Annotated in this window: 30 protein-coding genes; 14 read left to right on the top strand and 16 right to left on the bottom strand. The window is 40.9% G+C overall.

The window, feature by feature from the left end; genetic code table 11:
• Positions 1–21: 21 nt before the first annotated feature.
• Complete coding sequence (locus E0H82_RS04640; RefSeq protein WP_131263472.1) at positions 22–822, bottom strand: enoyl-CoA hydratase; 801 nt, start codon at positions 820–822, stop codon at positions 22–24.
• Between the two features lie 104 nt (positions 823–926).
• Between E0H82_RS04640 and E0H82_RS04635 the strand changes: the two genes are divergently transcribed.
• Entirely contained in the window at positions 927–1496 is a 570-nt protein-coding gene (locus E0H82_RS04635; protein ID WP_131263469.1) for a nicotinate-nicotinamide nucleotide adenylyltransferase, read from the top strand.
• A gap of 35 nt (positions 1497–1531) precedes the next feature.
• On the top strand, positions 1532–2128 hold the full coding sequence (locus tag E0H82_RS04630; RefSeq protein ID WP_131263466.1) for a YceI family protein: 597 nt from the start codon (positions 1532–1534) through the stop codon (positions 2126–2128).
• Between the two features lie 35 nt (positions 2129–2163).
• On the opposite strand, the gene E0H82_RS04625 is transcribed toward E0H82_RS04630, so the two are convergent.
• Positions 2164–3075, bottom strand: a complete 912-nt coding sequence (locus E0H82_RS04625) for a LysR family transcriptional regulator ArgP (RefSeq protein WP_131263464.1) — start codon at positions 3073–3075, stop codon at positions 2164–2166.
• 138 nt (positions 3076–3213) lie between these two features.
• Between E0H82_RS04625 and E0H82_RS04620 the strand changes: the two genes are divergently transcribed.
• On the top strand, positions 3214–3819 hold the full coding sequence (locus E0H82_RS04620) for a LysE/ArgO family amino acid transporter (protein ID WP_131263462.1): 606 nt from the start codon (positions 3214–3216) through the stop codon (positions 3817–3819).
• A 51-nt stretch (positions 3820–3870) separates the two neighbouring features.
• Here the strand turns inward: E0H82_RS04620 and E0H82_RS04615 are convergent, their stop codons facing one another.
• From E0H82_RS04615 to dapD, 6 genes are all read right to left on the bottom strand, one after another.
• Positions 3871–4329, bottom strand: a complete 459-nt coding sequence (locus E0H82_RS04615) for a peroxiredoxin (RefSeq protein WP_131263460.1) — start codon at positions 4327–4329, stop codon at positions 3871–3873.
• Positions 4330–4332: 3 nt separating this feature from the next.
• On the bottom strand, positions 4333–5031 hold the full coding sequence (locus E0H82_RS04610) for a diphthine--ammonia ligase (RefSeq protein ID WP_131263458.1): 699 nt from the start codon (positions 5029–5031) through the stop codon (positions 4333–4335).
• Positions 5032–5103: 72 nt separating this feature from the next.
• Entirely contained in the window at positions 5104–5514 is a 411-nt protein-coding gene (locus E0H82_RS04605) for a hypothetical protein (RefSeq protein WP_131263456.1), read from the bottom strand.
• A 16-nt stretch (positions 5515–5530) separates the two neighbouring features.
• Positions 5531–6199, bottom strand: a complete 669-nt coding sequence (gene queC, locus E0H82_RS04600; protein ID WP_116759179.1) for a 7-cyano-7-deazaguanine synthase QueC — start codon at positions 6197–6199, stop codon at positions 5531–5533.
• A gap of 41 nt (positions 6200–6240) precedes the next feature.
• Entirely contained in the window at positions 6241–6951 is a 711-nt protein-coding gene (queE, locus tag E0H82_RS04595; protein ID WP_131263454.1) for a 7-carboxy-7-deazaguanine synthase QueE, read from the bottom strand.
• Between the two features lie 82 nt (positions 6952–7033).
• The gene (gene dapD / locus E0H82_RS04590; protein WP_131263452.1) at positions 7034–7855 is read right to left on the bottom strand and encodes a 2,3,4,5-tetrahydropyridine-2,6-dicarboxylate N-succinyltransferase; all 822 of its coding nucleotides are present in this window, start codon (positions 7853–7855) and stop codon (positions 7034–7036) included.
• A 291-nt stretch (positions 7856–8146) separates the two neighbouring features.
• On the opposite strand from dapD, the gene carO reads away from it, so the two are divergent.
• On the top strand, positions 8147–8854 hold the full coding sequence (gene carO, locus E0H82_RS04585) for an ornithine uptake porin CarO (protein ID WP_131263450.1): 708 nt from the start codon (positions 8147–8149) through the stop codon (positions 8852–8854).
• A gap of 65 nt (positions 8855–8919) precedes the next feature.
• Here the strand turns inward: carO and E0H82_RS04580 are convergent, their stop codons facing one another.
• The 7 genes from E0H82_RS04580 to E0H82_RS04550 all read right to left on the bottom strand — a co-directional run bounded on the left by E0H82_RS04580 (position 8920) and on the right by E0H82_RS04550 (position 15801).
• Entirely contained in the window at positions 8920–10128 is a 1209-nt protein-coding gene (locus E0H82_RS04580) for an OmpP1/FadL family transporter (protein WP_131263448.1), read from the bottom strand.
• Between the two features lie 192 nt (positions 10129–10320).
• The gene (locus tag E0H82_RS04575; RefSeq protein WP_131263446.1) at positions 10321–11244 is read right to left on the bottom strand and encodes a CysB family HTH-type transcriptional regulator; all 924 of its coding nucleotides are present in this window, start codon (positions 11242–11244) and stop codon (positions 10321–10323) included.
• A 50-nt stretch (positions 11245–11294) separates the two neighbouring features.
• Positions 11295–12356: a sulfate/molybdate ABC transporter ATP-binding protein gene (locus E0H82_RS04570; RefSeq protein WP_131263444.1), complete on the bottom strand. Its 1062-nt coding sequence runs from the start codon at positions 12354–12356 to the stop codon at positions 11295–11297.
• Between the two features lie 14 nt (positions 12357–12370).
• Positions 12371–13252, bottom strand: a complete 882-nt coding sequence (gene cysW, locus E0H82_RS04565) for a sulfate ABC transporter permease subunit CysW (protein ID WP_131263442.1) — start codon at positions 13250–13252, stop codon at positions 12371–12373.
• Entirely contained in the window at positions 13249–14082 is an 834-nt protein-coding gene (gene cysT / locus E0H82_RS04560) for a sulfate ABC transporter permease subunit CysT (RefSeq protein WP_131263440.1), read from the bottom strand. The genes cysW and cysT overlap by 4 nt, the downstream gene beginning before the upstream one ends.
• A gap of 75 nt (positions 14083–14157) precedes the next feature.
• Entirely contained in the window at positions 14158–14763 is a 606-nt protein-coding gene (locus E0H82_RS04555; RefSeq protein ID WP_131263438.1) for an RBBP9/YdeN family alpha/beta hydrolase, read from the bottom strand.
• Positions 14764–14793: 30 nt separating this feature from the next.
• Complete coding sequence (locus tag E0H82_RS04550; RefSeq protein ID WP_131263436.1) at positions 14794–15801, bottom strand: sulfate ABC transporter substrate-binding protein; 1008 nt, start codon at positions 15799–15801, stop codon at positions 14794–14796.
• A 162-nt stretch (positions 15802–15963) separates the two neighbouring features.
• On the opposite strand from E0H82_RS04550, the gene pabC reads away from it, so the two are divergent.
• The 4 genes from pabC to E0H82_RS04530 all read left to right on the top strand — a co-directional run bounded on the left by pabC (position 15964) and on the right by E0H82_RS04530 (position 18975).
• Positions 15964–16776: an aminodeoxychorismate lyase gene (gene pabC, locus E0H82_RS04545; RefSeq protein WP_131263434.1), complete on the top strand. Its 813-nt coding sequence runs from the start codon at positions 15964–15966 to the stop codon at positions 16774–16776.
• A gap of 7 nt (positions 16777–16783) precedes the next feature.
• Positions 16784–17848, top strand: coding sequence for an endolytic transglycosylase MltG (mltG, locus tag E0H82_RS04540; RefSeq protein ID WP_131263432.1), 1065 nt, complete (start codon positions 16784–16786; stop codon positions 17846–17848).
• 3 nt (positions 17849–17851) lie between these two features.
• Positions 17852–18451 (top strand): dTMP kinase, encoded by a 600-nt coding sequence (gene tmk / locus E0H82_RS04535; protein WP_131263430.1) that lies wholly within the window; start codon positions 17852–17854, stop codon positions 18449–18451.
• 89 nt (positions 18452–18540) lie between these two features.
• Positions 18541–18975, top strand: coding sequence for a PaaI family thioesterase (locus E0H82_RS04530; RefSeq protein ID WP_131263594.1), 435 nt, complete (start codon positions 18541–18543; stop codon positions 18973–18975).
• Positions 18976–19051: 76 nt separating this feature from the next.
• Here the strand turns inward: E0H82_RS04530 and nadB are convergent, their stop codons facing one another.
• Complete coding sequence (nadB, locus tag E0H82_RS04525; RefSeq protein WP_165492916.1) at positions 19052–20692, bottom strand: L-aspartate oxidase; 1641 nt, start codon at positions 20690–20692, stop codon at positions 19052–19054.
• A 229-nt stretch (positions 20693–20921) separates the two neighbouring features.
• Between nadB and E0H82_RS04520 the strand changes: the two genes are divergently transcribed.
• The 6 genes from E0H82_RS04520 to rnc all read left to right on the top strand — a co-directional run bounded on the left by E0H82_RS04520 (position 20922) and on the right by rnc (position 26820).
• Positions 20922–22301 carry a Do family serine endopeptidase gene (locus E0H82_RS04520; protein WP_131263425.1) on the top strand — a complete coding sequence of 460 codons (1380 nt, stop codon included), beginning with the start codon at positions 20922–20924 and terminating at the stop codon, positions 22299–22301.
• A 165-nt stretch (positions 22302–22466) separates the two neighbouring features.
• A complete protein-coding gene (locus E0H82_RS04515) occupies positions 22467–22919 on the top strand; it encodes an acyl-CoA thioesterase (RefSeq protein WP_131263423.1) in 453 nt (150 codons plus the stop codon).
• 172 nt (positions 22920–23091) lie between these two features.
• The gene (gene lepA, locus E0H82_RS04510) at positions 23092–24909 is read left to right on the top strand and encodes a translation elongation factor 4 (protein ID WP_131263421.1); all 1818 of its coding nucleotides are present in this window, start codon (positions 23092–23094) and stop codon (positions 24907–24909) included.
• A 21-nt stretch (positions 24910–24930) separates the two neighbouring features.
• Positions 24931–25758, top strand: coding sequence for a signal peptidase I (gene lepB / locus E0H82_RS04505; RefSeq protein ID WP_131263419.1), 828 nt, complete (start codon positions 24931–24933; stop codon positions 25756–25758).
• Positions 25759–25781: 23 nt separating this feature from the next.
• Positions 25782–26156, top strand: coding sequence for a DUF4845 domain-containing protein (locus E0H82_RS04500; RefSeq protein ID WP_044739971.1), 375 nt, complete (start codon positions 25782–25784; stop codon positions 26154–26156).
• On the top strand, positions 26128–26820 hold the full coding sequence (rnc, locus tag E0H82_RS04495; protein ID WP_131263417.1) for a ribonuclease III: 693 nt from the start codon (positions 26128–26130) through the stop codon (positions 26818–26820). The genes E0H82_RS04500 and rnc overlap by 29 nt, the downstream gene beginning before the upstream one ends.
• Positions 26821–26826 lie beyond the last annotated feature (6 nt).

The raw sequence follows: 26826 nt of genomic DNA, 5'->3' as shown, positions 1-26826 counted from the left end.
AAGGCCCCTTTTGAGGTTCAATTAATTAAATTGAGCAAAATCAGGTTTACGTTTTTGCATAAATGCAGCAACCGCTTCGGCCATTTCTGGTGAAGAAACACGTTGCATGAAAATCTCAGCTTCATGGTCAATACAGTCCACGATGCTGTCTAGATTATGCTTCATGAGGGCTTTGGTTTGACGTAAAGATGCCAATGGTAATGCCGCTAAAATTTGTGCTTGCTTGAGTGCTGCTGCGTAGACATCTTCTTCAATGCTGTTGACTAGACCTGCTGCAACGGCTTTTTCACTGTTAAATTTTTGTGCTGTAAACAACAATTCAGCCGCTTTGTGGTAACCCGCTTGTTGAATCAGTAATTGGCTGGCTGCACCTTCAGGTGAAAGTCCAAGACTCACAAATGGAATTTGGAATAATGCAGTTTGGTCGCTATACACAAGGTCGGCATGCAGCAAAATAGTTACGCCAATGCCAATGGCTACACCGCGAACCGCAGCAATTAAAGGTTTAGAAAAACGTGCCGCTGCTTTTAACACGACAAACGGAGGTGCATCGCCAGATTTGCCTTGTAGTGGGGATTGAATGAATTGCATAAAGTCTTGCATGTCATTTCCCGCAGTGAAATCGGCATCTTCACCCCGTAAAATCACCACGCGTACATCTTTAGATTGATCCGCCTCATCTAGGGCTTGAGCAATCCATAAATACAATTCACCGTACAAGGCATTTTTTGCTTTTGGTCGGTTAATGGCTAAAGTCAAAATACCATTGTCTAAATTTGCATTTAAATGTTCATGTGGTTGTTGAATACAACTGAGCGTCATCGTACTATCCTTGCTTTAAAATTTAGTTAAATTTTATGAGCCATTATGTCGTATCTTAAACAATAACGCTGCTACTGATGAGTTCATAAAAAAGTTCATTCTCTATGAAACATACATTTGATTATCTGGTATTTATTGGTCGTTTTCAGCCGTTTCATTTGGCACATATGCGAACCATCCAAATTGCGCTGGAACTGAGTGACCATGTTATTTTGGCATTAGGTTCGGCACAGATGGAGCGTAATATTAAAAACCCATTTACCGCTCAAGAACGCGAACAGATGATTTTGTCGAATTTCTCTGTAGAAGATGCTGCACGTATTCATTTTGTACATGTTGTCGATGTTTATAATGATAAAAAATGGGTCAATCTAGTCAAAAGCTTAGTTGCAGATGTAGTACAGCCTGAACATAAAGTGGGGTTGATTGGGCATTTTAAAGATGAATCTTCTTATTATTTAGAACTTTTCCCAGAGTGGGAAATGGTTGAAATTGATAGTTTAGAAGGTGCAATGTCTGCGACTCCTATGCGTGAAGCTTATTATCGTGGGGAGATTTGGGAAGATACTTTTCCGCAAGGCACGGTTGCCTTTTTACAAAATTTCAAGCAAAGCGTGCTTTATCAACAATTACAACACAAATACCAGACCCAAGATAAAACCAATCTTGAGTAAACTATATCTTCATCACCTCGTATGAGGGAATGGATATGCGATACCATGTTGGAGCTTACGGGGCTTCATATCCACCTCGAGTTTCTGGGTATGTTTATGCATTTGCCATGATTATGTCTATTCAAACTGCATTGGCTAGCCCATGGCATTTAACTGCTGATTCTGAAGTTGGTTTTCATATTGACTCTTTGGGCGTGACTTTTGTGAAAGGGCAGTTTGAAAAGGTTCAATCTAATCTTCAGTTTGATTTGCAACAACCCGAACAAGCTGCTGCTGAGGTGATACTCGATATCACCAGTATCCGCTTGAATAGACCGTCTTTCAAACAGATGGTTTTGGGCCCAGACCTATTTTATGTAGAAAAATATAAAACAGCGACATTTACCAGCACTCAATTTAAAGTGCTTGGAGATCATCGTTATCAAATTCTTGGCAATTTGACTTTAAGGGGTGTGACTCATCCAATTTCGTTTAATGCCAAATTAGTTCCGAATTCGAAGAATCCTGATGTGTTAGATGTCGAGGCGTATACCATAATCCGCCGTAGCGATTTTGGTATGAAAAAAGCCCTAGGTGGAATTGGCGAAAAAGTAAATATTCAAGTCATCGGACAATGGAAAAAAGCTGACTAAACCCGATGTGTTCAGTTCATGCGTAGCGTGCCTGATTAAAAAGAAGTATTCATTTGCTGATTCATATAGCTTGGCGCTTTGTCGATCATATCTCGCGTGAGTTGTGCCAATGGTGGTGATTGTTGCTTCCAGTGGTGCCAATATAATTGAATATTGATATGTGAATCGGGTAATAGTTCAAGCCATTCTCCCGTATGTAAGCGCTGTCCAATTTGATAATCTGGTACCATTCCAAATCCTAAACCAAATTCTATCGCTTCTACAAAAGCCGTTGAAGAAGGAATAAAGTGGTGTGGATAGCTCTCAATAGTTAAGCCAAATTTTTCCAAAATAATATCGGTATGCAGATGGTCTTTATCATTATAAATCACCGCTGGCGCCATTCTTAAGCTTTGACGGTTTAAACCTTGTGCAAACCAGCGTCGGCTGAATTCTGGGGTTGCCACCATTCGATAATTCATACAGCCTAAGCGCTTTGCAACACAGCCTTTCATTGGTTGCTGTTCCATTGTAATACAGGCACTGACTAATCCTGCTTCAAGTAAATGGTGAGTTTGGGTTTGATCATCTACTTTTAAATGCACCACAATTTTTTCACGTAGCAAGGTTTCGCGTATTGCTCGCAGTAACCATGTCGCAAGGGAATCATCATTGGTGGCAATATTGAGTTGATAGAATGGTGATTCAGGTGTTTGTCCCGTTAAGTCCTGTAACAGGTTCTGTTCTAATCGTCGAGTGTGTTGCAAATAATGTAATAACGATAATCCTGCCTGAGTGGCACGGCAAGGACGCTCACGTACAATTAAAAGATGCCCTAAAGATTTTTCTAAACTTTGTACGCGCATGGTGACGGCAGATGCCGTAATACATAAACGTTCTGCCGCCAAATCAAAACTACCTGTTTCTGCAACAGCTAAAAACGCATCGCATTGTTTACTATTCAGCATGATGGGGTTTTAGTCCAAGCAATAAGTCATGGTTATAATCTAAGATAAATTGAGTTAAATTGATATTTTTTTAGTTTTATTTAGTTGAATAGAAAATGATTGATAATGCGATGGAGCAAAAATAGAGTTGAAAAAGTCATGTTACAAACGTATTTACAGGGCATCGCGATAGGTTTTAGTCTAATCGTGGCGATTGGGGCGCAGAATGCTTTTGTTTTAAAGCAGGGTTTAAAACAGCAGTCGGTATTTTGGGTCTGCTTTGTTTGTGCACTGTCCGATTCGATTTTAATTCTATTAGGAATCACAGGTTTTTCTGTGGTGCTTCAGCATTACCCTGAAGTTCTGGGCATGGCGAAATGGGCAGGGGCATTATTTTTATTTTGGTATGGCTTGCAACATTTGTTAGCAGCTTTCAAATCCAATCAGGGGTTGCATGCAGCACAGCAAAATGAAACCAATTTGGGTCAAATCTTGTTGGTATGTTTGGCATTAACTTGGCTCAATCCGCACGTATATTTGGATACTGTAGTACTGATTGGTTCTATCTCAACCCAATTTGAGCAGAGCAAACTCTATTTTGCGCTAGGTACTATGACCGCATCATGGTTATTCTTTTTCAGTTTAGGATATGGGGCACGATTATTAACGCCAATTTTTGAAAACCCTAAAGCATGGAAAGTCTTGGATGGTCTAATTGCCTTGATTATGTGGGGTATCGCACTGTCTTTAATTGTGAGTGCGTAAGGATCAAAGCCGCTGACCTTGAAATGTTTAAAGTGACAGCGGCTTTGGGTCTTAGGCTTGTAATGCCTTTAGATCTGCGAGAACTTGTTCTGCATGTCCTGCGGCTTTGACTTTGCGATATTCTTTAACGAGCTTGCCTTGATGGAAAATGAAAGTAGAGCGTTCAATGCCCATCACTTGTTTACCATACATATTTTTTTGCTTAATGACATCGAAGTGGTTGCAAAGCACTTCTTCTTTGTCGCTGATTAAATTAATCGTTAAAGCCTGCTTTTCAGTAAAGTTTTGATGGGCTTTAACTGAATCACGCGAAACCCCAAAAATACTGGTATTAAGTGCATCAAACTGATCTTTTAAACATGAAAAACCAACGGCTTGTGTGGTACAGCCTGGCGTTGAATCTTTTGGGTAGAAATAAACAATTAACCATTCAGTAGGTACTTCAGTTAAGTTGATTTCGCCTGTAGTGGTGGGGAAAGCCTGATTTGGAAGTTGAATTGTATCCGTCATGGTTTATCCTTCAATCTGGTGTTGTTCTAGTTCAAGGGGTAAAAAGGCGTAATTTTCGTGATAGAGAATATCACCTTTCACAATGCTAAGTGCATCTTTAAAAATGGGTCCAGCAATCACTGTGGTATGGAATTCACCCGCTTCACCACAAGGGTCAATCCCTCTTTCCACAAGCTGCTGAATATATTCAAGCGTGAGGATTTGCCCTAAATCTTCAACTTTCATGCCTAAGTTCAGATTGACCGTCACAATAATGCTTTGAAATCCCAGTGCAATAAACTCATGCACAATGTCTAAACGGGGACGTTGCCAAAGCGGCATACATAAACTGAGTTGACTTTTATCACAAACCGATTGATTCCATTCAGCGTGTGCCATTAAATCAATATCACCTGTGACCAAGGTTTCCGCACCGAGGGCTTGGGCCTTTTGCAGTAGTTGAATGAAATGACTTTCATAATCTTGCCAAGTTGCAGAAGCGGTAAAAATGGGTAATCCAATCGCATTGGCTTGTGCATGAATAATGTCGAGTGACATCCCATGTGAGCGTGATTTTAAGCCTTGTTCTTCAAGCATTACAATAAGTGCAACAGGCTGCCCCATTTGCATAGCTTGGTAGAGAGCTAGGCTGCTGTCTTTACCACCGCTATAAGACGCAACAAATTTTTGACCTTGAGCGTTTGTATTCCATTCATTGCACATAATTTCAAGTTCTATTCATTTTTTGACATAGAAAAAGCCTGCATAAAGCAGGCTTCATTCACAATGAGCGAATTATTTATTCGCTTGTGCGTTTTTCATTGCTGCTTCTGATAATGACTTTAATTTTGTCGTTAACTGAGGACCAAAGCAGGCTTGTAAGTCTTTATTTTGCTTTTGAACAAAAGCGATTGTGCTAGGGCTTTTCTTTTGGTTAATGGCGCTTTGAATTTCCCATTTTTGAGCATTGGTTAATTTACCATCTGCTTCAACTGCACAAGTACAGTATTTGCTTACTTCAGCACTCGATAATTTATTACCTTTGGCTGTTTCTTCTTTACAAACATTAATTAACGCAGCTTTTACATTGGTGCTTTTATACGCTTCTTGTAGTTTGTTTGACTCAGCAGCATGTGAAGTTGTTGCGAACAATGCTGCAGCAGACATCAATGTAGAAAGAATAATGTTTGATTTTAAATTTTTCATAAACTGTACCCTGTAATTACGGTATGTAACGTGTTGGGTCTGCTACGCCTGCATCTTCAAAGCCTTGTTTGCGTAAGCGGCAGCTGTCGCATTTACCACAAGCACGTCCTTGGTCATCTGCTTGGTAGCAAGACACCGTTTGACTATAGTCTACGCCATGTTCTATACCTAAGCGAATGATATTTGCTTTGGATAAATGTAACAGAGGTGTTTCAAATTTAAGAGGTTTTCCTTCAACACCAACCTTGGTTGCAAGGCGTGCCATGTTGGCAAAAGCATCAATAAATTCAGGACGACAGTCTGGATAACCTGAATAATCAACGGCATTGATACCAATCACAATGGCTTCTGCACCAAAAACTTCCGCTGCCGCTAAAGCATAAGACAAGAAAATTGTGTTACGTGCTGGAACATAAGTTACAGGAATACCTTCTTGCAACTGTTCAGGTACATCAATGCTGTGATCTGTTAAAGCAGAACCACCTAAGTTACCTAAATCAATATTAATGACACGATGTTCTACACCAGCACGTTGAGTTAATGCACGAGCAGCATCAAGTTCAGTGGTCGAACGTTGACCATACATAAAACTGATTGCAATACATTCATAACGTGCTTGCGCCCAAGCCAAACAAGTCGTTGAGTCTAAGCCGCCAGATAACAAAACTATGGCACGAGGGCGCATATTAAAATCTCCAAATAGATATATTTAAGAACAGAACTAAATTAACGACCAGTTTCATCATTCCAAAGCAATTTGTGTAATTGCAATTGGAAGCGAACAGGGAGATGGTCTTCTAAAATCCATTGCGCTAAATCACGCGCAAGTTGCGGTAAGCGTACAGCACCTTTTTCTACAGCAAAAGCAGGGGAGAACCAAACGGTACTGACTTTATCCTGTAGTTGGTATTGTGCAACCTGTAGTTTTGACCATTCATAATCTTCACGGTTGCAAATCACGAATTTAATTTGGTCGTGGGGCGTTAAGTAATCAAGATTGCTGATTAAATTGCGCTGTTCTTCACCGGAAGTTGGGGTTTTAAGATCTAAAACTTTAGAAACACGCGAGTCAACTTTAGAAACGTCTAAGGCACCACTGGTTTCTAAAGACACTTCACAGCCAAGGTTAGCTAAACGTTGCATTAACGGTAAAGCATTGGGCTGTGCCAGAGGTTCACCACCTGTCACGCAGACATAGGGGGTTTTAAAATCGAGTGTGGTTTGAATAATGTGTTCGAGCGATTGGCGCTCTCCACCTTCAAAGGAGTAGGTAGTATCACAATAAGTACAGCGTAGTGGGCAACCCGTTAGGCGAATAAATACCGTAGGGAGTCCTGCTGCATTTGCTTCACCTTGTAATGAATAGAAAATCTCCGTGATGCGTAAGCCCGCAGCCGGATCAGAAACAGGAATAGCCGAAGATCTGAGAGTATTCATAGTACAAAATAACCACAAGATAGAAAAATAAAAATCTCTACGATCATGTCTGACCGTAGAGACCGAAAAGCATTTTGAAAAATTAGTCTTCGCGTAATAAATCGTTCAAGCTTGTTTTAGAACGTGTTTGTGCATCAACTTTTTTCACGATAATTGCAGCATATAAGCTGTAAGTGCCGCATTTAGAAGGAAGGCTACCAGCAACAACCACAGAACCCGCAGGTACGCGACCATAGTGGACTTCACCAGTTGCACGGTCATAAATCTTGGTTGATTGACCAATGAATACACCCATTGAAATTACAGAGCCTTCTTCAACAATCACGCCTTCCACAATTTCAGAACGTGCACCAATGAAGCAGTTGTCTTCAATAATGGTTGGGTTTGCTTGCAATGGCTCAAGTACGCCACCGATACCTACGCCACCAGACAAGTGTACGTTTTTACCGATTTGTGCACATGAACCTACAGTTGCCCATGTATCAACCATTGTGCCTTCATCTACATAAGCACCAATGTTTACGTATGATGGCATCAATACAACATTTTTGGCTTGGAAGCTGCCTTTACGCGCAACTGCTGGAGGTACTACACGAACACCTGCTGCTTTGAACTGTTCTTCAGTCCAACCAGAGAATTTAGTGTCTACTTTGTCATAAAAACGAAGATCACCTGACTCGATTGGTTTGTTGTCGTTTAATTTGAACGATAACAATACCGCTTTTTTAAGCCATTGGTGAACAACCCACTCACCGTCGATTTTTTCTGCAACGCGTAATGAGCCATTATCTAAACCAGCAATAGCTTGTTCTACAGCTTCACGGATTTCAGCAGAACAGTCTGCTGCTGTGAAATTGGCACGGTCTTCAAAGGCTTGTTCGATAATTGTCGAAAGCTGAGACATGATCTTCCATCCAAAAAAATTTTGAAGATTTTACACTATATTTGCCCAAAAATAGATGAAAAATCGTCTTAGCATCGGAATTTATAATTAAGGTAGTTAAGTAAAAACCTATGTTAAATTGTATAAGTTTTTAAACCAATAGGTGTTTGCAAACTATATTTTATAAAATGTGTATCAAAAGTTAACAAAAACCAAGCAAATCGTTCATAAAAAATACTGATGTTCTGGTCTAGGATGAGTTCATCAAAACAACTTCACGATTAAAAGTTTAATCTTCTGAGGAGACCAGCAATGAAAAAATTAAGTTTAATTGCGATTGCAACAACAATGACCGCTTTTGCAGGGACTGCAATGGCAGAAGAACCTGTAATTAATGATGGTCGTGTTTCTAATCAGCTTATTCCTACTTCTGTACGTGCTGAAGCAGGAACAACTGGATACGGTGGCGCAGTCACTTGGACCGCTAACCCTTATGTTGGCGTAACCTTAGGTTACAATGGTGGTGATGTTTCTTGGTCAGATGACTTGTCTGTAGATGGCGTAAAATACGACATGGACATGAAGAATAACCTTACATATTTAAATGCTGAGGTACGACCTTGGGGTACAAGCTCGAACATGTGGGCAAATTCACTCTATATGGCAGCGGGTGTAGGTTATGTCGATAGTGAATATACACTCAAATCTAAAGCAGGTAGCGGTAATATCGAGATTGATGGGACTCCAACCAGTTTTGAGTCTGTGACAGGTAAAGTTAGCTATAACAATGACATTGCACCTTACTTAGGTCTTGGTTTTGCACCTAAAATCAATGACAAGGTTGGTGTGTTTGGTGAGGTAGGTGCTTACTACACAGGTAATCCACAAGCTAAACTGACAGGTGTCGGTGGTACAGCAGCGGATCAGGCGTTATTGGCTGAACACGAACGTAATGTCGAAAATGACGATAAATATGAGTGGATGCCAGTAGCGAAACTGGGTGTAAGTTATCACTTCTAATAGATAATCTTATTCTAGAAAAACGGGCTAAATGCCCGTTTTTTTATGCCAAAAGATTGTACGAATTAAAAGTGATGACCTATTTTGGCACCAAAGACCCAAGCCTCATTTTGATTGACTGAATATAAGCTAGCGAGTTTGGTATTTACCTCAGTATTTTGTACCGTTTTAGCCTTATTGAAGTATAAATATTGTGTGCCTAAAGCAAAAAAAGATTGGGGTTGCCAGTAGTAAAGTCCACCAAGCCCTAAGCTGTAGTAACCATCGACAGGGCTTAAGGTAGAAGCGGTGTTGCCACTACCCACATCCCAGCCAAAATCAAAGGTTGAAACCCAACGCTGACTATATTGATGTGCGATTCCAATTTTCCCAGACCATTGGTCATCTTGATATTGAATCATTTTGAAGGAAGCAATTTCAGGGGCATATTGTGCAGCACTGTCAATAATGGCGGCAAACTGTGTGGGCTGAATGATGTAATCATTCCAATTGACCCAGCGCAGTGAAGCATACAGCAGATTTTTCTGCGAAATCCCTGTTTGAAAATCAAAATTAATCGAAGCGGGTGTTTCTATCTGGGTTTTATTTTCGGTCGTCAAGTGGATCGGTTGGTCAAGAATGTATTCACTGACTTGTACTTGGTGTTTAATTTCTGAGCGATAAGTAAGGCTGCTGCGTAATGCGTATTCTGGAATTTGATAACTTAGACCTGCAAGCCAACCTAGCGCATGATCTTTTTTGAATTCGGCACGATAGCCATTTAAAAAGTAGAAACTTTGCCCAAAGACTTGTAAGTCACCTTCAAAGCTTTGTAGACCTAGTCCTGCATAAATTTGCCAAGTAGGGTTGAGTTGATAACCGAATAAGGAGGTAACGTTCTGACTGTCAAAATGAATTTCTGTAGATTCTATTTCAATGGGGCCAATAGCAGTATTTGGACGGTAGTGGTATTGAATATCCACACCAAAAGGCTGATCGAAGATAAGACCGAATGAAACTTTCGGATGAGGCTGAAATTTTAAAGCAGCCTGTACAAAATTACGATCTTCTACAAAGTTTCCGGTAGAAAAATTGGTGACGCCAATTTCAGCCAATTCAGTTTGATTTTGGACTTGACCTGAAATATCTGCATTCAAGCGAGCTAGTGTTATTTCAGTATAATTAGCTTGCTCAAAGAAAGGCCCAATAGATTGTCCAGACAATTCCATGCCACCCGCCTGCAATGTGGGGGGAATAAAAATAACCATCGAGGTAAAGGTTCGGATCACCCACATATTGAAATACTCTAAATTATTATAAATAGATGTTTTGTTTTGGTGTGCGAGCGATTGTTATTGTGTGGAATTCTACAGAGTGACGCAAGAGATTTATGCGATTCAGATTTTCATTGAAGTGTACATTTTAGTGTTACAGCGTCCGATGAAAGACAAGGAGGCAATTCATAAAATTGCCTCCAATATCATTACTTATTCTTCAGGATATGCGACTCTTTTTAAAGCTTTGATATCCGTTTCTGGTGAGCAAAGTGAAATAAACTCATACCCATAACCACGTAATAAATGACCTTTGCGTACTGCAAGCCAAGTGGTGTTGATGCCGAAAATATCAGTTTGAATTTGCTTTAAGCGATAGTCACGTTCAGCATCATAAGCCACATTGTTGACAATCCCAACGCCCATACCAAGTTCAACATAGGTTTTAATGACATCGGCATCCAGTGCAGACATGACGATATCGACATCGATATGCGCTTCTTCAAATGCTTTATCAATTTTAGAACGACCCGTGAAGCCACCGTGGTAAGTGATTAATGGGTAATGTGCTAAATCTGCTAGCTCAATAGTTTCTTTTTGCGCCAATGCATGTTGTTGAGGGGTAATAATGCAGTGCTGCCAGTTATAAAATGGAACACTGGCTAAATTGTCTTCAGTGGTCAAGGATTCTGTAGCAATACCGATATCCGCTTCGCCTTGTAACAGCATTTCCGTAATTTCAACAGGACTGGCTTGTTGCAGGATTAGGTGAACTTTAGGAAATTCTTTTTTAAATAAGTTCACAATTGGCGGCAGGACATAACGCGCTTGGGTATGCGTAGTTGCAATGGTCAAAGTCCCTTCATCCACTTTATTAAAATCGTCGGCTAAACGTTTAATATTGTCGGCATCGACCAACATCCGTTCCACAATGCCGAGTAGGGCTTGTCCTGGCTCAGTTAAGCCCAGTAGACGTTTACCCTTGCGAATAAATAGTTGAACCCCTAATTCATCTTCTAAATCTTTAATATGCTTACTCACCCCAGATTGAGAGGTGTATAAAGCCGCAGATGCTTCGGTCAAGTTGAAGTTCTGTCGCACTGTTTCTCGAATAATTCTGAGTTGTTGGAAATTCATTTCTCTATACCTTAAAGCGGGTGAGGCGGTCATGCCACACCTCTATGTCTCTATGCGACTTGATTTTCGAATAAGTGTAATGCAGTTGCACTCAACCAAACAGTTTGATTTGGTCTAAATTGATGTAATTTTGACTCTTCTGGGCTGAGTGTAATTTCAATCAGGTTGCCCTGACGGTCTTGTAATTCAGCCAAGACTTTGCCTGCAATCCAAATTTCACGTAAGAACGTGGCCTGAATTGCATTGTCTTGGGGTTGGGTGTGAATGCGTAATTCATTGGGACGAGCAAAAGCAATCACATTGCCATGTGGTGCATGTTGTGCTGCTTCTAACTGAATACGGTCTTCGCCCAGTTGAATGATGCCTTGATGATTGTGTCCTTCAAAGCGATTCGCCTGTCCCAAAAAGTCAAAGACAAACGGTGTGGCAGGTTTTTCGTAGACTTCGCGAGGCGAACCAATCTGTTCGACATTGCCTTTGTTCATCACCACAATTTGATCGGCAACTTCTAGCGCTTCTTCCTGATCGTGCGTCACGAAAATTGAAGTAATGTGCAATTCGTCATGTAAGGTACGTAACCAACGACGCAGCTCTTTACGTACTTTGGCATCGAGTGCGCCAAAAGGTTCATCCAGCAACAATACTCGTGGCTCAACTGCTAAGGCACGAGCCAAGGCAATACGTTGACGTTGTCCACCTGAAAGTTGTGCAGGATAACGGTCTGCCAAGAAGCCCAACTGAACCAAATCCAGTAAACGGGTAACACGTTTTTTAATTTCTGCTTCTGAAGGGCGCGTTGCACGTGGACGAACGCGTAAACCGAAGGCAATATTGTCAAAGACAGTCATGTGACGGAATAGGGCGTAGTGTTGAAACACAAAGCCAACTTGACGTTCACGTACATGTACATCGGTGGCATCTTGACCTTCTAAAATCACCTGTCCACCATCTGCCGATTCTAAACCCGCAATAATACGGAGCAGGGTGGTTTTACCGCAACCTGAAGGACCAAGCAAAGCAACCAATTGACCTTCAGGGAAATCTAAAGAAATATTTTTAAGTGCATGGAATGCACCAAAGTTTTTTTCAATGTTTTTGACTTGAATACTCATGGGGACATTCCTATTTAAATACTTGAACTATGGTTCTGTTTTTCCTGACGATATTCAACCCAAGTTTTTAAAATTAAGGTCACAATTGCCAGTAAAGCCAATAAGGAGGACACTGCAAAAGCCGCACTAAAGGTGTACTCGTTATAAAGAATTTCGACATGCAAGGGTAAGGTGTTGGTTTCTCCGCGAATGTGCCCTGAAACTACAGATACCGCGCCAAACTCACCCATAGCCCGTGCATTACACAGAATCACGCCGTAAATCAGACCCCATTTAATATTGGGTAGGGTGACTTTCCAGAAGGTTTGCCAACCTGAAGCACCAAGAACCATTGCAGCTTCTTCTTCCTCGGTACCTTGTGCTTCCATAAGTGGAATAAGCTCACGTGCCACAAAAGGAACGGTAATAAATATAGTGGCAAGTACAATGGCGGGTACGGCATACAGAATTTTAATGTCATGGTCGAGTAACCAATTTCCCATCCAGCCTTGGGTACCAAAAATAAGCACCAACATTAAACCTGCAATGACAGGCGAAACAGAAAATGGCAGATCAATTAAGGTGGTCAAAATGGATTTACCACGGAAATTAAACTTGGCGACCGACCATGCTGCTGCTACGCCAAACACCACATTTAATGGAACTGCGATTACTGCTGTGAGTAAAGTGAGTTTTACCGCAGACAATGTGTCTGGATCGACCAGTGCCTGAAAGTAAACCCCAACCCCTTGTTTAAAGGCTTCTACAAAAACCAGAATGAGCGGAAGAATTAAGCAACTTAAGAAAAAAATTAAGGCAATGCTCAGTAACGTGTAACGGACCCAAACGGGTTCACGGGTAGCATCACGGGACTGTAGGCGTTCAGCAAAGGCATTGCTGTTGGTAACTAAGCTCATATTGCAGTTCTCCCTGTGCGACGACTTGCCCATGCTTGTAATAAGTTAATTAAAAAGAGCAGTGCGAATGAAATTAACAGCATGACCACAGCAATGGTGGTTGCACCGGCATAATCATATTCTTCTAAACGAGAGATAATCATGAGGGGTGCAATTTCAGTTTTGAACGGTTGATTACCAGCAATAAAAATGACAGAGCCATACTCGCCGACACCACGTGCAAATGCCAAAGCAAAACCTGTGAGCAGCGCAGGGAATAAAATGGGTAAAATAATTTTAGTCACAATTTGCAGACGGTTCGCACCTAAGGCAGATGCTGCTTCTTCCAGTTCGGTTTCTAAATCGCTTAATACAGGTTGAACAGTACGCACTACAAAAGGGATGCCAATAAAAATAAGCGCAAGCGTAATCCCGATAGGGGTGTATGCCACTTGAATACCTAAAGGATCAAGATATTGTCCAACCCAACCAGTCGGTGCATAAAGTGAAGTTAGGGCAATACCAGCCACCGCAGTGGGTAAGGCAAAAGGCAAATCGACCAAGGCGTCGACAATGCGTTTACCTGGAAATCGATAACGAACCAAGCACCACGCCAGTAATAAGCCAAAAATGACATTAATGATGGCTGCCAAGAGCGCAGTACTAAAACTGAGTTGCAAGGCTTTTAAGATACGTTCAGAACTTAAAATTTCCCATAAACCTGACCAACCAATATCTAGCGATCGAATAAAAACTGCTGAAAGTGGAATCAGTACAATTAAAGATAAATAGGCGAGGGTAAAACCTAACGAAAGTCCAAACCCTGGCAGCACTCGGGATCGCTGCGACATGACAATTCCTCAAAATGTGAGAATACTGATCAAATAAAATCAGTAAAATAATCAGTAAATTAAATTATGCAGACCCTAGTGTGCATAGTTTAGAAAATTCGGATAATCATCAGACAGACACATTCGAGACATCGAGCGTTCAGGCATCAGGTAGTCATAAATTTCAGGAAATGGACCAAAACCTGAGGCAACATTAATATGTCCCACTTGACCTAAATTCACAGGTTGCAGTTTCCAATTACGAGCCAACTGCTGTGCATCTTCAAAGCTTAACCATGGATCATTTTCACTAATCAGCAAGGTGGTTGGCACCTGAATCTTCAATTGGTGAAAGAAAGCTTGATAATCAGTTTTACTGTCACGTGCGAAACCTGCTTCGCCAAATCGGGCAGGATTGGCAGGCGCAACTAAAATCAACTTTTTCACATGCTTGTTTAGTTCAGGGTGCAATGCTAATGCAGCCACTGTCGTTAAACAGCCAAAGCTATGTGCGACGATTTGTACATCACTTTGAAGAGGGCGCAGAGTTTTCGTAAATTGCTCTACCCAGTGTTTAAGGATAGGTTGGTTCCAATTGGTCTGATGTACACGGGAGCTAGACATGAGGTTACGTTGCAACCAAGATTGCCAGTGTTGAGCTTCACTGCCCCCTACACCAGGTACGATTACGGTATGAATCATGACGTTGCTCCTGTGTAATTAAATAACGGTTTATTTTGCGCTATTGATTTTCACGATTTGATCGAAAACACCGCCGTTGTCAAAATGCTGTTTCTGCACTTTGGTCCAACCACCAAACTCTTTATCAATTGTGACCAGTTTTAATGGCTTAAAGGTTGTTGAATATTTTTTCAGTACAGTTGCATTACGTGGACGGTAATAGTTTTTCGCCGCAATCTCTTGTCCCTGAGGTGAATACAGGAAGTTCAGATAACCTTTCGCAAGATTTAAATTGCCATCCTTTTGTGCATTCTTTTCAACAATCGCAACTGGTGGTTCCGCTAAAATGGATAAAGACGGTGTGATAATCTCGAACTTACCGGGTTGTTCACGTACAGCGAGGTAAGCTTCATTTTCCCAAGCCAGTAATACATCACCGATCCCGCGTTCAGCAAAAGTTGTGGTTGCACCACGGGCACCAGAGTCGAGTACTTTGGTTTGTTTATAAATTTGACGAACAAAATCTTGTGCTTTGGCATCAGAACCATATTTATGTTTTGCCCAAGCCCATGCGCCCAAATAGTTCCAACGTGCACCACCAGAAGTTTTTGGATTTGGTGTAATAATGTCTACACCCGGTTTGACTAAATCGCCCCAATCTTTAATCCCTTTCGGATTGCCCTTACGAACTAAAAAGACGATGGTTGAGGTATACGGTGTCGAGTTTTGTGGGAATTTCTTTTGCCAGTCTTTTGGAAGTAGGTTGGTTTTATCTGCAATCGCATCAATATCGGCTGCCAAAGCCAAAGTGACAACGTCAGCATCTAAACCATCAATTACGGCACGTGCCTGTTTTCCAGAACCACCATGGGATTGTTTGAAATTTACGTCCTGACCCGTACGGCTTTTCCAATATTGTCCAAACTGTTTGTTAAAATCTTCATAGAGTTCACGTGTCGGATCATAAGACACATTTAAGAAATCTTTGGCAGAAGCATGCACAGCTGTAATGGAAATTAGTGCAGCAACGACCCCGAGTTTAAGTGTAGTAAAACGCATTTGCAGACCTCAATAATTCTAAATGTTCGGTAACATGAGCAAAGAATAGCGCTGTGTTTTTTGCAAAAAAAATAATAAAAAACGAATTTGATATGAATAAAAAAGAAATAAGTTACATAATGTAGTCCCTAAACTACAGCAGAGTCTTTGGGGGAGTAGGTTATGCTTTGTTTTAAGAATGCACAGGAAGTTGCGAATATTGCTTTGCTGGATCGTGCTTTTCATTATGGCGATGGCTGCTTTACGACTGCCCGAGTTGTGAAGAATAAAATTGAGCTAGAACGCTTACATTACGCGCGTTTACAGCTGGCGTGTGAGCGTTTATCACTTCATGCAAATTTAGCTTTGATTGCTGAAACTTTAGTGAAAATGCAGCAAGATTTTGGACAGCTAAATGGGACCCTAAAAGTTGTGATTAGCCGTGGAGAAGGGCAACGCGGGTATAGTTTTACTGACCATCTTGCTGATGTCTGGGTGTTCTACTATCCGCAAGCTGTCAACACATTTCATTACCAGAAAATTCAGTCGGGTATCTTGCAGCGTGTTATGGGGTTGAGTATGCCGAACTTGGTTGGCATTAAAAGTTTAAATCGCTTGGAACAAGTAATACTCAAACAAGAAGCCGATCAACAGGGTTGGTTAGAGGCTTTGGTGTTGGATGTGCAGGGCTCAGTTGTTGAAGGGATAAGCAGTAATTGTTTCTTTCGCATAAATGACACATGGATTACGCCTGAACTTCGTTATAATGGCGTGCATGGCGTCATGCGTGCGGAAATTTTACGTCGTATGCAGCAGCAAGGGATTCAATGCGAACAGCGTTTAGTCAAATCGGAAGAAACTTTGAATATACAAAGCCTATTTTTCTGTAATGCTTTGCAGCCCATGAAAATTGCCACAGGGTTAGATCAGCAAACATTAATGGTTGAACCCTGTATTGAACTTTTTAACACCTTAGAATTGAATCAGATAGCCTAATCTTATTATGAGCAGTAAACCAAAACCGAAAAAAAAGCCTGCTAAAAAAAGCACGCCAACAGCAAAATTCTCCGCAAAAAAATGGGGGATTTTTATTGGGCTATTTCTTGTTGTTGTCTTGGGAATTCTTTGGTCGAGCTTATTTAAAGCTTATCCTGTCGAAGGGAAAAAACAGCTTTTAGCGATTGGTCAGGGGGATAGCTATTCGGGTTTGATTGATCGGCTATCGAAAGAAAATAAAATTCATTTTCCATGGATTTTAAAGTTTTATCAAAAAATCATGATCCATGACAGCTTAAAAGCGGGCGTCTATGAAATTGATAATGGTATGAGTGTACGTCAGGTTTTGGAGTTTATTTCCAATGCTGAAAATGCACAAATGAATCGCGTTTTGGTCATTGAAGGCACCACCTTTAAACAATTAATTGAGCAATTACAACAAAATCCATTGGTAAAAAAAGAGGTTTCAAACTTGCCTCAGGCTGAAATGTTGCAAGCCTTAAACATCCCTTTTTCACATCCTGAAGGTTTATTTGCACCAGATACCTATTTCTTTAATAAAGGTGAATCGGACAAGAAAATTTTGACAGATTTGTATCGCCGTCAAATGAAGAATCTGGATCAGGCTTGGGCAAATCGTGCATCGAACTTACCCTATAATGATAAATATGAAGCGCTGATTATGGCGTCGATTATTGAAAAAGAGACCAGTTTGGACAGTGAATTGCAGCAAGTTTCAGGGGTGTTTGTACGTCGCTTGCAAAAAGGTATGCGTTTGCAAACCGATCCAACCGTCATTTATGGTATGGGGGATCGCTATAAAGGTAATATTACCCGTCAAGATTTAAGAACACCGACTGCGTATAACACCTACACCATGAGTGGCTTGCCTCCAACACCAATTGCTTTGCCAAGTAAAAAAGCGATTGAGGCTGCTATGCATCCAGATGATTCCAGCACGATTTATTTTGTTGCCACAGGCAATGGTGGACATAAATTTAGTGCAACTTTGGAAGAGCATAATCGTGCCGTCAAAGAATATTTATCCGTATTAAAATCGAAGCAGGAGTGAGGTATGTTTATTAGTTTTGAAGGCACAGAAGGTGTCGGGAAAACCACTCTCATTCGTAAAATTCATGAATATTTTCAACAGCAAGGTAAAGATGTCGTGCTGACGCGTGAGCCAGGGGGAACCCCAATGGCGGAGCACATTCGTAGTCTACTTCTTGCCGTGAATCATGATGAATCGATGTCAAATGATACTGAGTTATTATTGATTTATGCAGCACGCGCACAGCATTTACAGCAAGTCATTGTACCTGCCTTGCAAGCGGGTAAAACCGTTTTATGTGACCGTTTTACCGATGCAAGTTTTGCTTATCAATGTTCGGGACGTGGCTTGGATCAAACCAAATTAAATTTATTAAATGATCATTTTGTTTCACATATGCCGAATATTACCTTCTGGCTTGATGCTCCAATTGAAACAGGTATGGCGCGTGCACGGGAACGTGGCGCTTTAGATCGTTTTGAACAAGAGAAAGTCAGCTTCTTTGAAAAGGTTCGTGCAGGTTATCAAACGCTTTGGGAGCAAAATTCAGAACGAATGAAACGTTTAGACGCAACGCAGACACCAGAACAAGTTTTTGCCCAAGCTTTGTCATATTTGGTGTAATCGTTGATCAATTTTCCTAGTGTCGAGCACTGAATAATCTTTTATAGTGATGATCGAATAGGGAAGACGGATCATAATACGCAATGAATATGCAAAGTAAACAAGCTGAAATTATTCAGTTTTTGATGCAACATTTTCCGCAAAGTTTGGAAAAATGTGAGATTGAATCTATTTGTGATCGGGGTGCAACGGTCATTTATCATATTGATGATCGAGATTTGCGTCCGGGTGGTACGGTTTCAGGACCGACTATGATGACGGTTGCAGATTATGCTTTGTATATTGCAATACTGGGTGAAATCGGGCTGGTTGGCTTAACTGTCACCACTAATTTGAACATTAACTTTTTACGTAAACCTGCGGCTTCGCAAGACCTGCGTGGTGTCTGTAAATTAATGAAAGTAGGCAAAGCCCTTATTGTTGGCGAAGTCTGGATTTATTCAGTGAATGAAGATGAACCTGTAGCACATGTGACAGGAACATATTCAGTACCCCCACTGCGAATGCCATCAAATATTGAGTAATTGTTTTTTAAATTGAGTGACAGATTGAATGTCTTCGTGGGCAGGTACAGTTAAAAATAACTGTACCTGCCGTATTTTATTCAGCATTCACCAAAGGTGTTTCAACTTGAAAGTTTGGCGGCGTGAGTACAGTTTTGCGTAGCTCAGGCGCCAATTCAGGATAGTCTAAAGTGAAATGTAGCCCGCGAGATTCTTTGCGTTCCATTGCACAACGTACAATCATTTCAGAGACCAATACCAAGTTACGCAGTTCAATCAGGTTTTTACTGACCTGATAATCTTCATAATATTCCGTGATTTCACGCTTGAGCATTTCAATACGGTGTAAGGCACGTTGTAAGCGTTTGGTGGTACGGACAATGCCCACATAGTTCCACATGGTTTGACGTAATTCATCCCAGTTCTGCAAAATGACCACATCTTCATCGGGGTTCATGACCTGCGAATCATCCCATTCTGGAACTTGAGGCGAGCTGTAGTTTTCAACATAATGCGATTGAATATGTTCAGCGGCACTCATGCCGTAGACGAAGCATTCGAGCAGAGAGTTACTCGCCATACGGTTAGCGCCATGTAGACCCGTATAGGAAGTTTCACCAATCGCGTATAAACCGTGGATGTCAGTTTGACTATGCTCATCAACCACCACGCCACCACAAGTGTAATGTGCAGCAGGCACCACAGGAATCATTTCCTTAGTGATATCAATGCCCAATTCAAGTAGACGGGCATACAACGTTGGGAAATGTTCTTTTACGAAGGCTTCTGGCTTATGTGTAATGTCTAACCAGACATGACGGATACCTAAACGCTTAATTTCATAGTCAATAGCACGCGCAACAATATCGCGTGGTGCCAGTTCAGCACGTTCATCAAAGCGCAGCATGAAACGCTCACCATCAGGCAATCTTAAATAAGCCCCTTCGCCACGCATAGCTTCTGTGATGAGGAATGAGCGGGCTTGTGGATGGTATAAGCAAGTCGGGTGGAATTGGTTAAATTCCATATTTGCCACGCGGCACCCTGCGCGATAGGCCATCGCAATCCCATCACCAGTAGCGATGTCAGGGTTTGAGGTATACAGATAGGCTTTCATTGCACCGCCACATGCCAAAGCGGTAAACGGCGCTAGGAACGTATGAACTTGTTCGGTTTTCTCATCGAGAGCATATAGACCAAGGGCACGATTTTGTGCTTCGTCTAAACCAAGTTTTTGCGAAGTGATTAAATCTATCGCAATGAAATTTTCAAAAATCGTAATATTGTCTTTTTCTTGCGCACGTTGTACCAACGTGGTCGAAATTGCACGCCCAGTCGCATCGGCCGCATGAATAATACGACGTTGTGAGTGACCACCTTCACGAGTTAAATGTAACTGCGATTGTTCATCTAAAGTGAACTGCACGCCATTATTAAGCAGGAAATCTACAGAAGGTTTACCGCCTTCAACGGTTTGTTTGACTGCGTCGAGTTCACATAAATGTGCGCCTGCAATCATGGTGTCATCAATATGCTGTTGAATGGAATCCGTTTCATCCAGAACAGCGGCAACCCCGCCTTGTGCATAATAAGTGCTGGCATCGGTTAGGGTCGATTTTGCTAAAACTGCAATGTTGAAATGATGAGGTAATGACAGTGCTAAACTTAAACCTGCGCCACCACTGCCCACAATAATCACATCAAATTGATGCGTTGAGCTTAAATTAGACATTTCCATCAGCTAATTTTAAAAAAAGTTTGGTAATGACAACGCTTTTTGAGATAAAAGGCAAGTGTAAAATAGTCGAGTGTTCATCAGAAAAAGCAATCAAGTTACTATAACTTAATCTAAAAATAAGTACTTGTTTTGCTAAAACATAATTGAACATATTATTACGCAAGAATAACAAGTTTTATGATAAAAATTTTTTGTCTAATACGTAACAATAATTGAGTGAATGAGTTTTATGAAAAGTGGCTATTTACAAAAAGGAATATATGCTGCGGTTTTTACAATGGTGGCGGTACAAACTCAAGCCGCACCAGCAGTGGATTTTTCAAATTTAGTTGAGCAAGTCAGCCCTGCAGTTGTGAGTGTGAATGTGGTCAAAAAAATGACCCAAGAAGAAATTATGCAACAACAAGTACCAGAAATCTTGCGTCGTTTTTTTGGTAATCAAGTCATTATTCCGCAGCAGCAGGCTCCACAAGAAAAAACGGCTTATGGCAGTGCATTTTTCATCAGTAAAGATGGCTATTTGCTAACGAATCATCATGTGGTCGAAAATGCCTCTAAAGTCACGATTATGATGAATGATCGTCGTGAGCTAGATGCAACGGTCATCGGTAGTGATGAACGTACCGACGTAGCATTGCTTAAAGTGAAAGGGGATCAATTTCCTGCACTAAAAACAGGGAATGTTGATCAACTAAGGGTGGGTGAGCCTGTATTGGCCATCGGTTCTCCATTTGGCTTTGATTATTCTGCTTCAGCAGGAATTGTTAGTGCCAAAATGCGGAATATGATGGGTGAAACATCTGTTCCATTTATTCAAACCGATGTTGCCTTGAACCCGGGTAACTCAGGTGGGCCTCTGTTTAATCAAGGGGGTGAAGTCGTTGGTGTAAATTCACGTATTTTCAGTGGAACGGGTGGCTATATGGGGCTGTCTTTCTCCATCCCAATTGATGTTGCTATGGATATTGCCGACCAGTTGAAGAAGAATGGTAAAGTAACTCGTTCTTATCTGGGCGTCATGATGCAGGATATTGATCGTAACTTGGCAGAATCTTACAATTTACCGAAACCTGAAGGTGCCTTAATTACCGATGTAACGCCAAATTCACCCGCAGCAAAAGCAGGTCTGAAAGCAGGTGATATTGTGTTGAAGTACAATGGTGCCGCAATTTCACGCACTTCAGAACTTCTCAATTATTTAAACCGTTCTGTACCGAATCAAACTATTCAACTTGAAATATTACGTGATGATATAACACGCAATATTTCTGCAACACTCACCACAGCACCCGATGATACGCCTGCTAAAGCTGAGCAAGGTGCAGAAAGTGCTGGGCCAAAAATTGGGGTGGCAATTCGTGATTTATCACCATCTGAATTAGCACAACTCAGCATTAAAGGTGGCGTGTTGATTCAAGATGTTATGCGTGGTGGGGTGGCATCTCAAGCACGGATTTTACCAGGTGATGTCATTACCCAATTGAACAATACAAGTATCAATAATTCGAAAGAGTTCATCAAAACAGTTTCTGGGTTAAAGAAAGATAGCATTGTGCGTGTTTCACTGATTCGTGAAGGACAGCGGGCTATTTTAGGGATGCGTATTTAAGCATCTTGATGTGAAATCATGACATGAACTGGAAAAAGTCAGTCTATTCAGTTTAGACTGGCTTTTTTTTGGCTGGTGTTTACGCAGCTGAATCAACTTAAGTGTGAAAAGCATCAACATGGTTTTTAAACTTTTAACCTAACCATGGACAGGACAAACAAATTAATGAGCGCAATTTTTGATTTAAATTTGGTGGTAAAGCCAGAACATATTGATGTGTTGGGACATGTCAATAATGTGGTTTATGTGCAGTGGATGCAGGATGTTGCAACGGCACATATTGACCAGTTAGGTCTGGGTATTCAACAGTATTTAGAATTAAAACATGCCATGGTTGCAGTGGAACATCATGTGCAATACCGCAAAGCAGCTTTATTGAATGACGAAATTGTGTTGCGTACATGGCTAAGTGACATCAATAGTATGTATTTATTTCGTCAGTATGTTTTCTACCTACCTGCGGATCAAGCTGTATTATTTATGGGGCAGACCAAATGGGCATGCGTGGAAATTGAATCAGGTCGACCTAAACGTATTTCACCGACATTTTCACAAGCTTATCAACCCTTAAATGATCAGATTAATCCATTAGATTTTACGCATAGCTATACAGTTTAAAACTCTACTGGCATGCGTTTGAAAAACGTACAGTCTTAAAAACCTAAACGTTTAAACGAATTTATCACTTTTTCATTTTTGCAATCTGCTATAATCGGCAGCAATTTGTCTAACCGCTTACGCTTAGTATCTCAGCTTTGTACTTGGCACTATTTTTTTCTTAAGGTAACTCATGGCGCAAGCTAAAAAATCCGTTGATATCAATAATATCCGAAATTTTTCGATTATTGCTCACATTGACCATGGTAAGTCGACTTTGGCTGACCGTTTTATTCAAATGTGTGGTGGTTTACAAGATCGTGAAATGCAAGCCCAAGTTTTGGACTCAATGGAGTTAGAACGCGAACGTGGGATTACCATTAAAGCGGCGTCTGTAACCTTGTATTACACGCATCCAAATGGGCAAGAATATCAATTGAACTTCATTGATACGCCTGGACACGTAGACTTTTCTTATGAAGTATCTCGTTCTTTAGCAGCTTGTGAAGGCGCGCTATTGGTTGTAGATGCTGCACAAGGTGTTGAAGCACAATCGGTTGCAAACTGTTATACCGCAATTGAGCAAGGTCTCGAAGTTCTTCCTATTTTAAATAAAATTGATTTACCGCAGGCTGAGCCTGAACGGGTAATTCATGAAATTGAAGAAATTATTGGCATTGAAGCGACAGATGCTCCAACCTGTTCTGCAAAAACTGGTTTGGGTGTCGAGGGTGTACTTGAGCGCTTAGTTGATGTCATTCCAGCACCTGTTGGTGATCGTGAAGCTCCTTTACAAGCCTTAATTATTGACTCTTGGTTCGATAACTATTTAGGTGTTGTATCCTTAGTCCGTATTAAACAAGGTCGTATCCGTAAGGGCGACAAAATGTTGGTTAAATCGACAGGACAAACTCACCCAGTCACTTCAGTGGGTGTATTTAATCCTAAACATACCGATACCGACATGCTTGAAGCGGGTGAAGTAGGTTTTGTGATTGCGGGTATTAAAGATATTTTTGGTGCGCCAGTAGGTGACACTATTACCCTTGCTGCTACACCTGATGTTGCAATTTTACCGGGTTTCAAAAAGGTTAAACCGCAGGTTTATGCGGGTCTTTTCCCGATTGATGCAAGTGATTTTGAGCCATTCCGTGAAGCGCTACAAAAATTGCAGATCAACGACTCGGCTTTATTCTTTGAGCCAGAAAGCTCAGATGCATTAGGTTTTGGTTTCCGTTGTGGCTTCTTAGGAATGCTACACATGGAGATTGTGCAAGAGCGTTTAGAGCGAGAGTATGACCTTGATCTCATCAGTTCTGCACCTACTGTAATTTATGAAGCATTAACTAAAAAGGGCGAAACGATTTATATCGATAGTCCATCAAAAATGCCAGATGGATCTACTGTAGAAGATTTACGTGAACCGATCGCAGAATGTCATATTCTTGTTCCGCAAGAGTACTTAGGGAATGTCATGACCCTATGTATTGAACGCCGTGGTGTTCAAAAAGATATGAAATTCTTGGGTAATCAAGTTTCTATTACCTTTGAAATCCCGATGGCTGAAGTCGTTATGGATTTCTTTGATAAATTAAAATCATGCTCTCGTGGATTTGCATCGCTTGACTATAACTTTGTGCGTTTTGAAAGTTCAGCTTTAGTTAAGGTTGATGTATTAATTAATAGTGACAAGGTTGATGCCTTGGCTATGATTTGTCACCGTAATGACGCGCGTCATCGTGGTATTGCGTTGGTTGAGAAAATGAAAGATTTGATTCCTCGCCAAATGTACGATGTAGCAATTCAAGCGGCTATTGGTGCACAAATTATTGCTCGTTCTACTGTAAAAGCGATGCGTAAAAACGTATTGGCTAAATGTTATGGTGGTGACGTTTCACGTAAGAAGAAACTTCTTTCTAAACAGAAGGAAGGTAAAAAACGCATGAAGCAAGTGGGTAGTGTAGAAATCCCGCAAGAAGCGTTCTTGGCTGTGTTGAAAGTAGAAAGATAAGAATTAGAGGTCGTTTAGCTCATGGATTTTGATTTTAATTTAATACTCGTGCCTGCCACGCTGATTTTTTTCTTGGTGTGGTTGCTGGATAAGTTTGTATTTAAGCAAAGACAAACCAAGGGTAGGGGTAATGAAAACTTCATTATTACATGGGCTTACGATTTCTGGCCTGTATTGGCGGTGGTTTTGGTTTTACGTTCATTTTTATATGAACCGTTTAATATCCCGTCAGATTCTATGGTTCCGACTTTAGAAACTGGTGACTTTATTTTGGTGAATAAGTTTGACTACGGTGTACGCTTACCAATTGTGAATAAGAAAATTCTCGATGTGGGTGAGCCATCACGTGGTGATGTCATTGTTTTTCGTTATCCACCACAACCGACTATTAGCTATATCAAGCGTGTCGTGGGTTTGCCGGGTGACCATATTATTTATGATCATGGTCAGTTGACGATTAATGGGAAAAAAGTAGCGAAAGTTCCAGTTGAGTTCAGTCGTGAAAAAGATGCCTTGGATACACCGACCTCAATTTATCATAAAGAAACTTTGGGTGAACACACCTTTACGATGCGTGAATTGGAAGGGGTGAACGTTGCTCGTCAAGCACCATTTATTAATTATATTGAAAATGGTAAATACTCAACTGAAAATGGTTTATATTGGGAAGTCAAAGTTCCTAAAGGGCACTACTTTGCGATGGGGGATAATCGTGATCAAAGTGCTGACAGTCGTTTTTGGGGATTTGTGCCTGAAGAGAACTTAACTGGGCGTGCATTTTATGTTTGGATGCATAAAGAGCCTGGTTTTAAACTGCCGTCATTCAGTCGTAACGGTAAAATTGATTAATTGACCAAAATGGAAAATAAAAAATGCGTCGAAATCAAAAGGGTGCATCATATATTGGTATTTTAATTGCAGTTATTGGCTTTGCTTTTTTGGCAAAAGTCGCAATTGCAGTTTGGGGACCCTATTGGGATGATCGTGTGATTGATAGTCAGATTACAGAGTTACTGCAAAGTAGTCCTGCTGATATCAGTCCATCGAAATTCTCAAGCCAAATGGGGCAGCGTTTAGATATGAATAATGTTCGCGATATTAAATTCGAAGACATTGCTCAAGTGACAAATGTTGATGGTTTACAAGTGAAAAAGAGTTATGAGGTAAGAAAGCCTTTCTTACTGAATATTGATTTAGTGTTAAAGTTTGAGAAAAGTTTTGATCAAAGGTCAGCCCAAACTAAGTGATATTCGCTTGGTCAGTCGTATAGGTTATCAGTTTAAGCAAGCGGAGCTACTTCAGCTTGCCTTGACGCACCGTTCGGTAAGCCATAAATATAATTACGAACGCTTAGAGTTTCTAGGTGACGCGTTGTTAGGAATGATCATCGCCAATTATTTGTACCATGCTTATCCGCATGAAAATGAAGGTCGTTTGACGCGCATGCGAGCGACCTTAGTTCGACAGGAAGCATTAGGTAAAATCGCAAACGACTTAAAACTCAGTACCAACTTAATTTTAAGTACAGGTGAGTTAAAGTCAGGCGGACATCATCGTGAATCGATTTTGGCAGATACTGTTGAAGCCATTATTGGGGCAATTTATGTGGATTGTGCTGACTTAACGGTGTTGGAGCGTATCGTGCTAAAATGGTACGAACCTTACTTAGACTATATCGAACCGACAGATCAACTGAAAGATCCTAAATCAAGATTGCAAGAGTATTTGCAAGCGCGTAAAAAGCCACTTCCTATTTATGAAGTGGTCGATATACAAGGGGATGCGCCTAACCAACATTTCAAGGTGAATTGTACGGTTGAGGGTTTGCCTCTATTTAAAGGTGAAGGTTCAAGTCGTCGTTTTGCAGAACAAGCTGCAGCGGCGGATATTTTAAAACTTTTGGAGCAGTAATCTGCC

Origin of the sequence: Acinetobacter sp. ANC 4910 (genome assembly GCF_004331035.1) — a bacterium.
Lineage (GTDB): Bacteria > Pseudomonadota > Gammaproteobacteria > Pseudomonadales > Moraxellaceae > Acinetobacter.
This window is presented reverse-complemented; position numbering and strand designations above follow the sequence as displayed.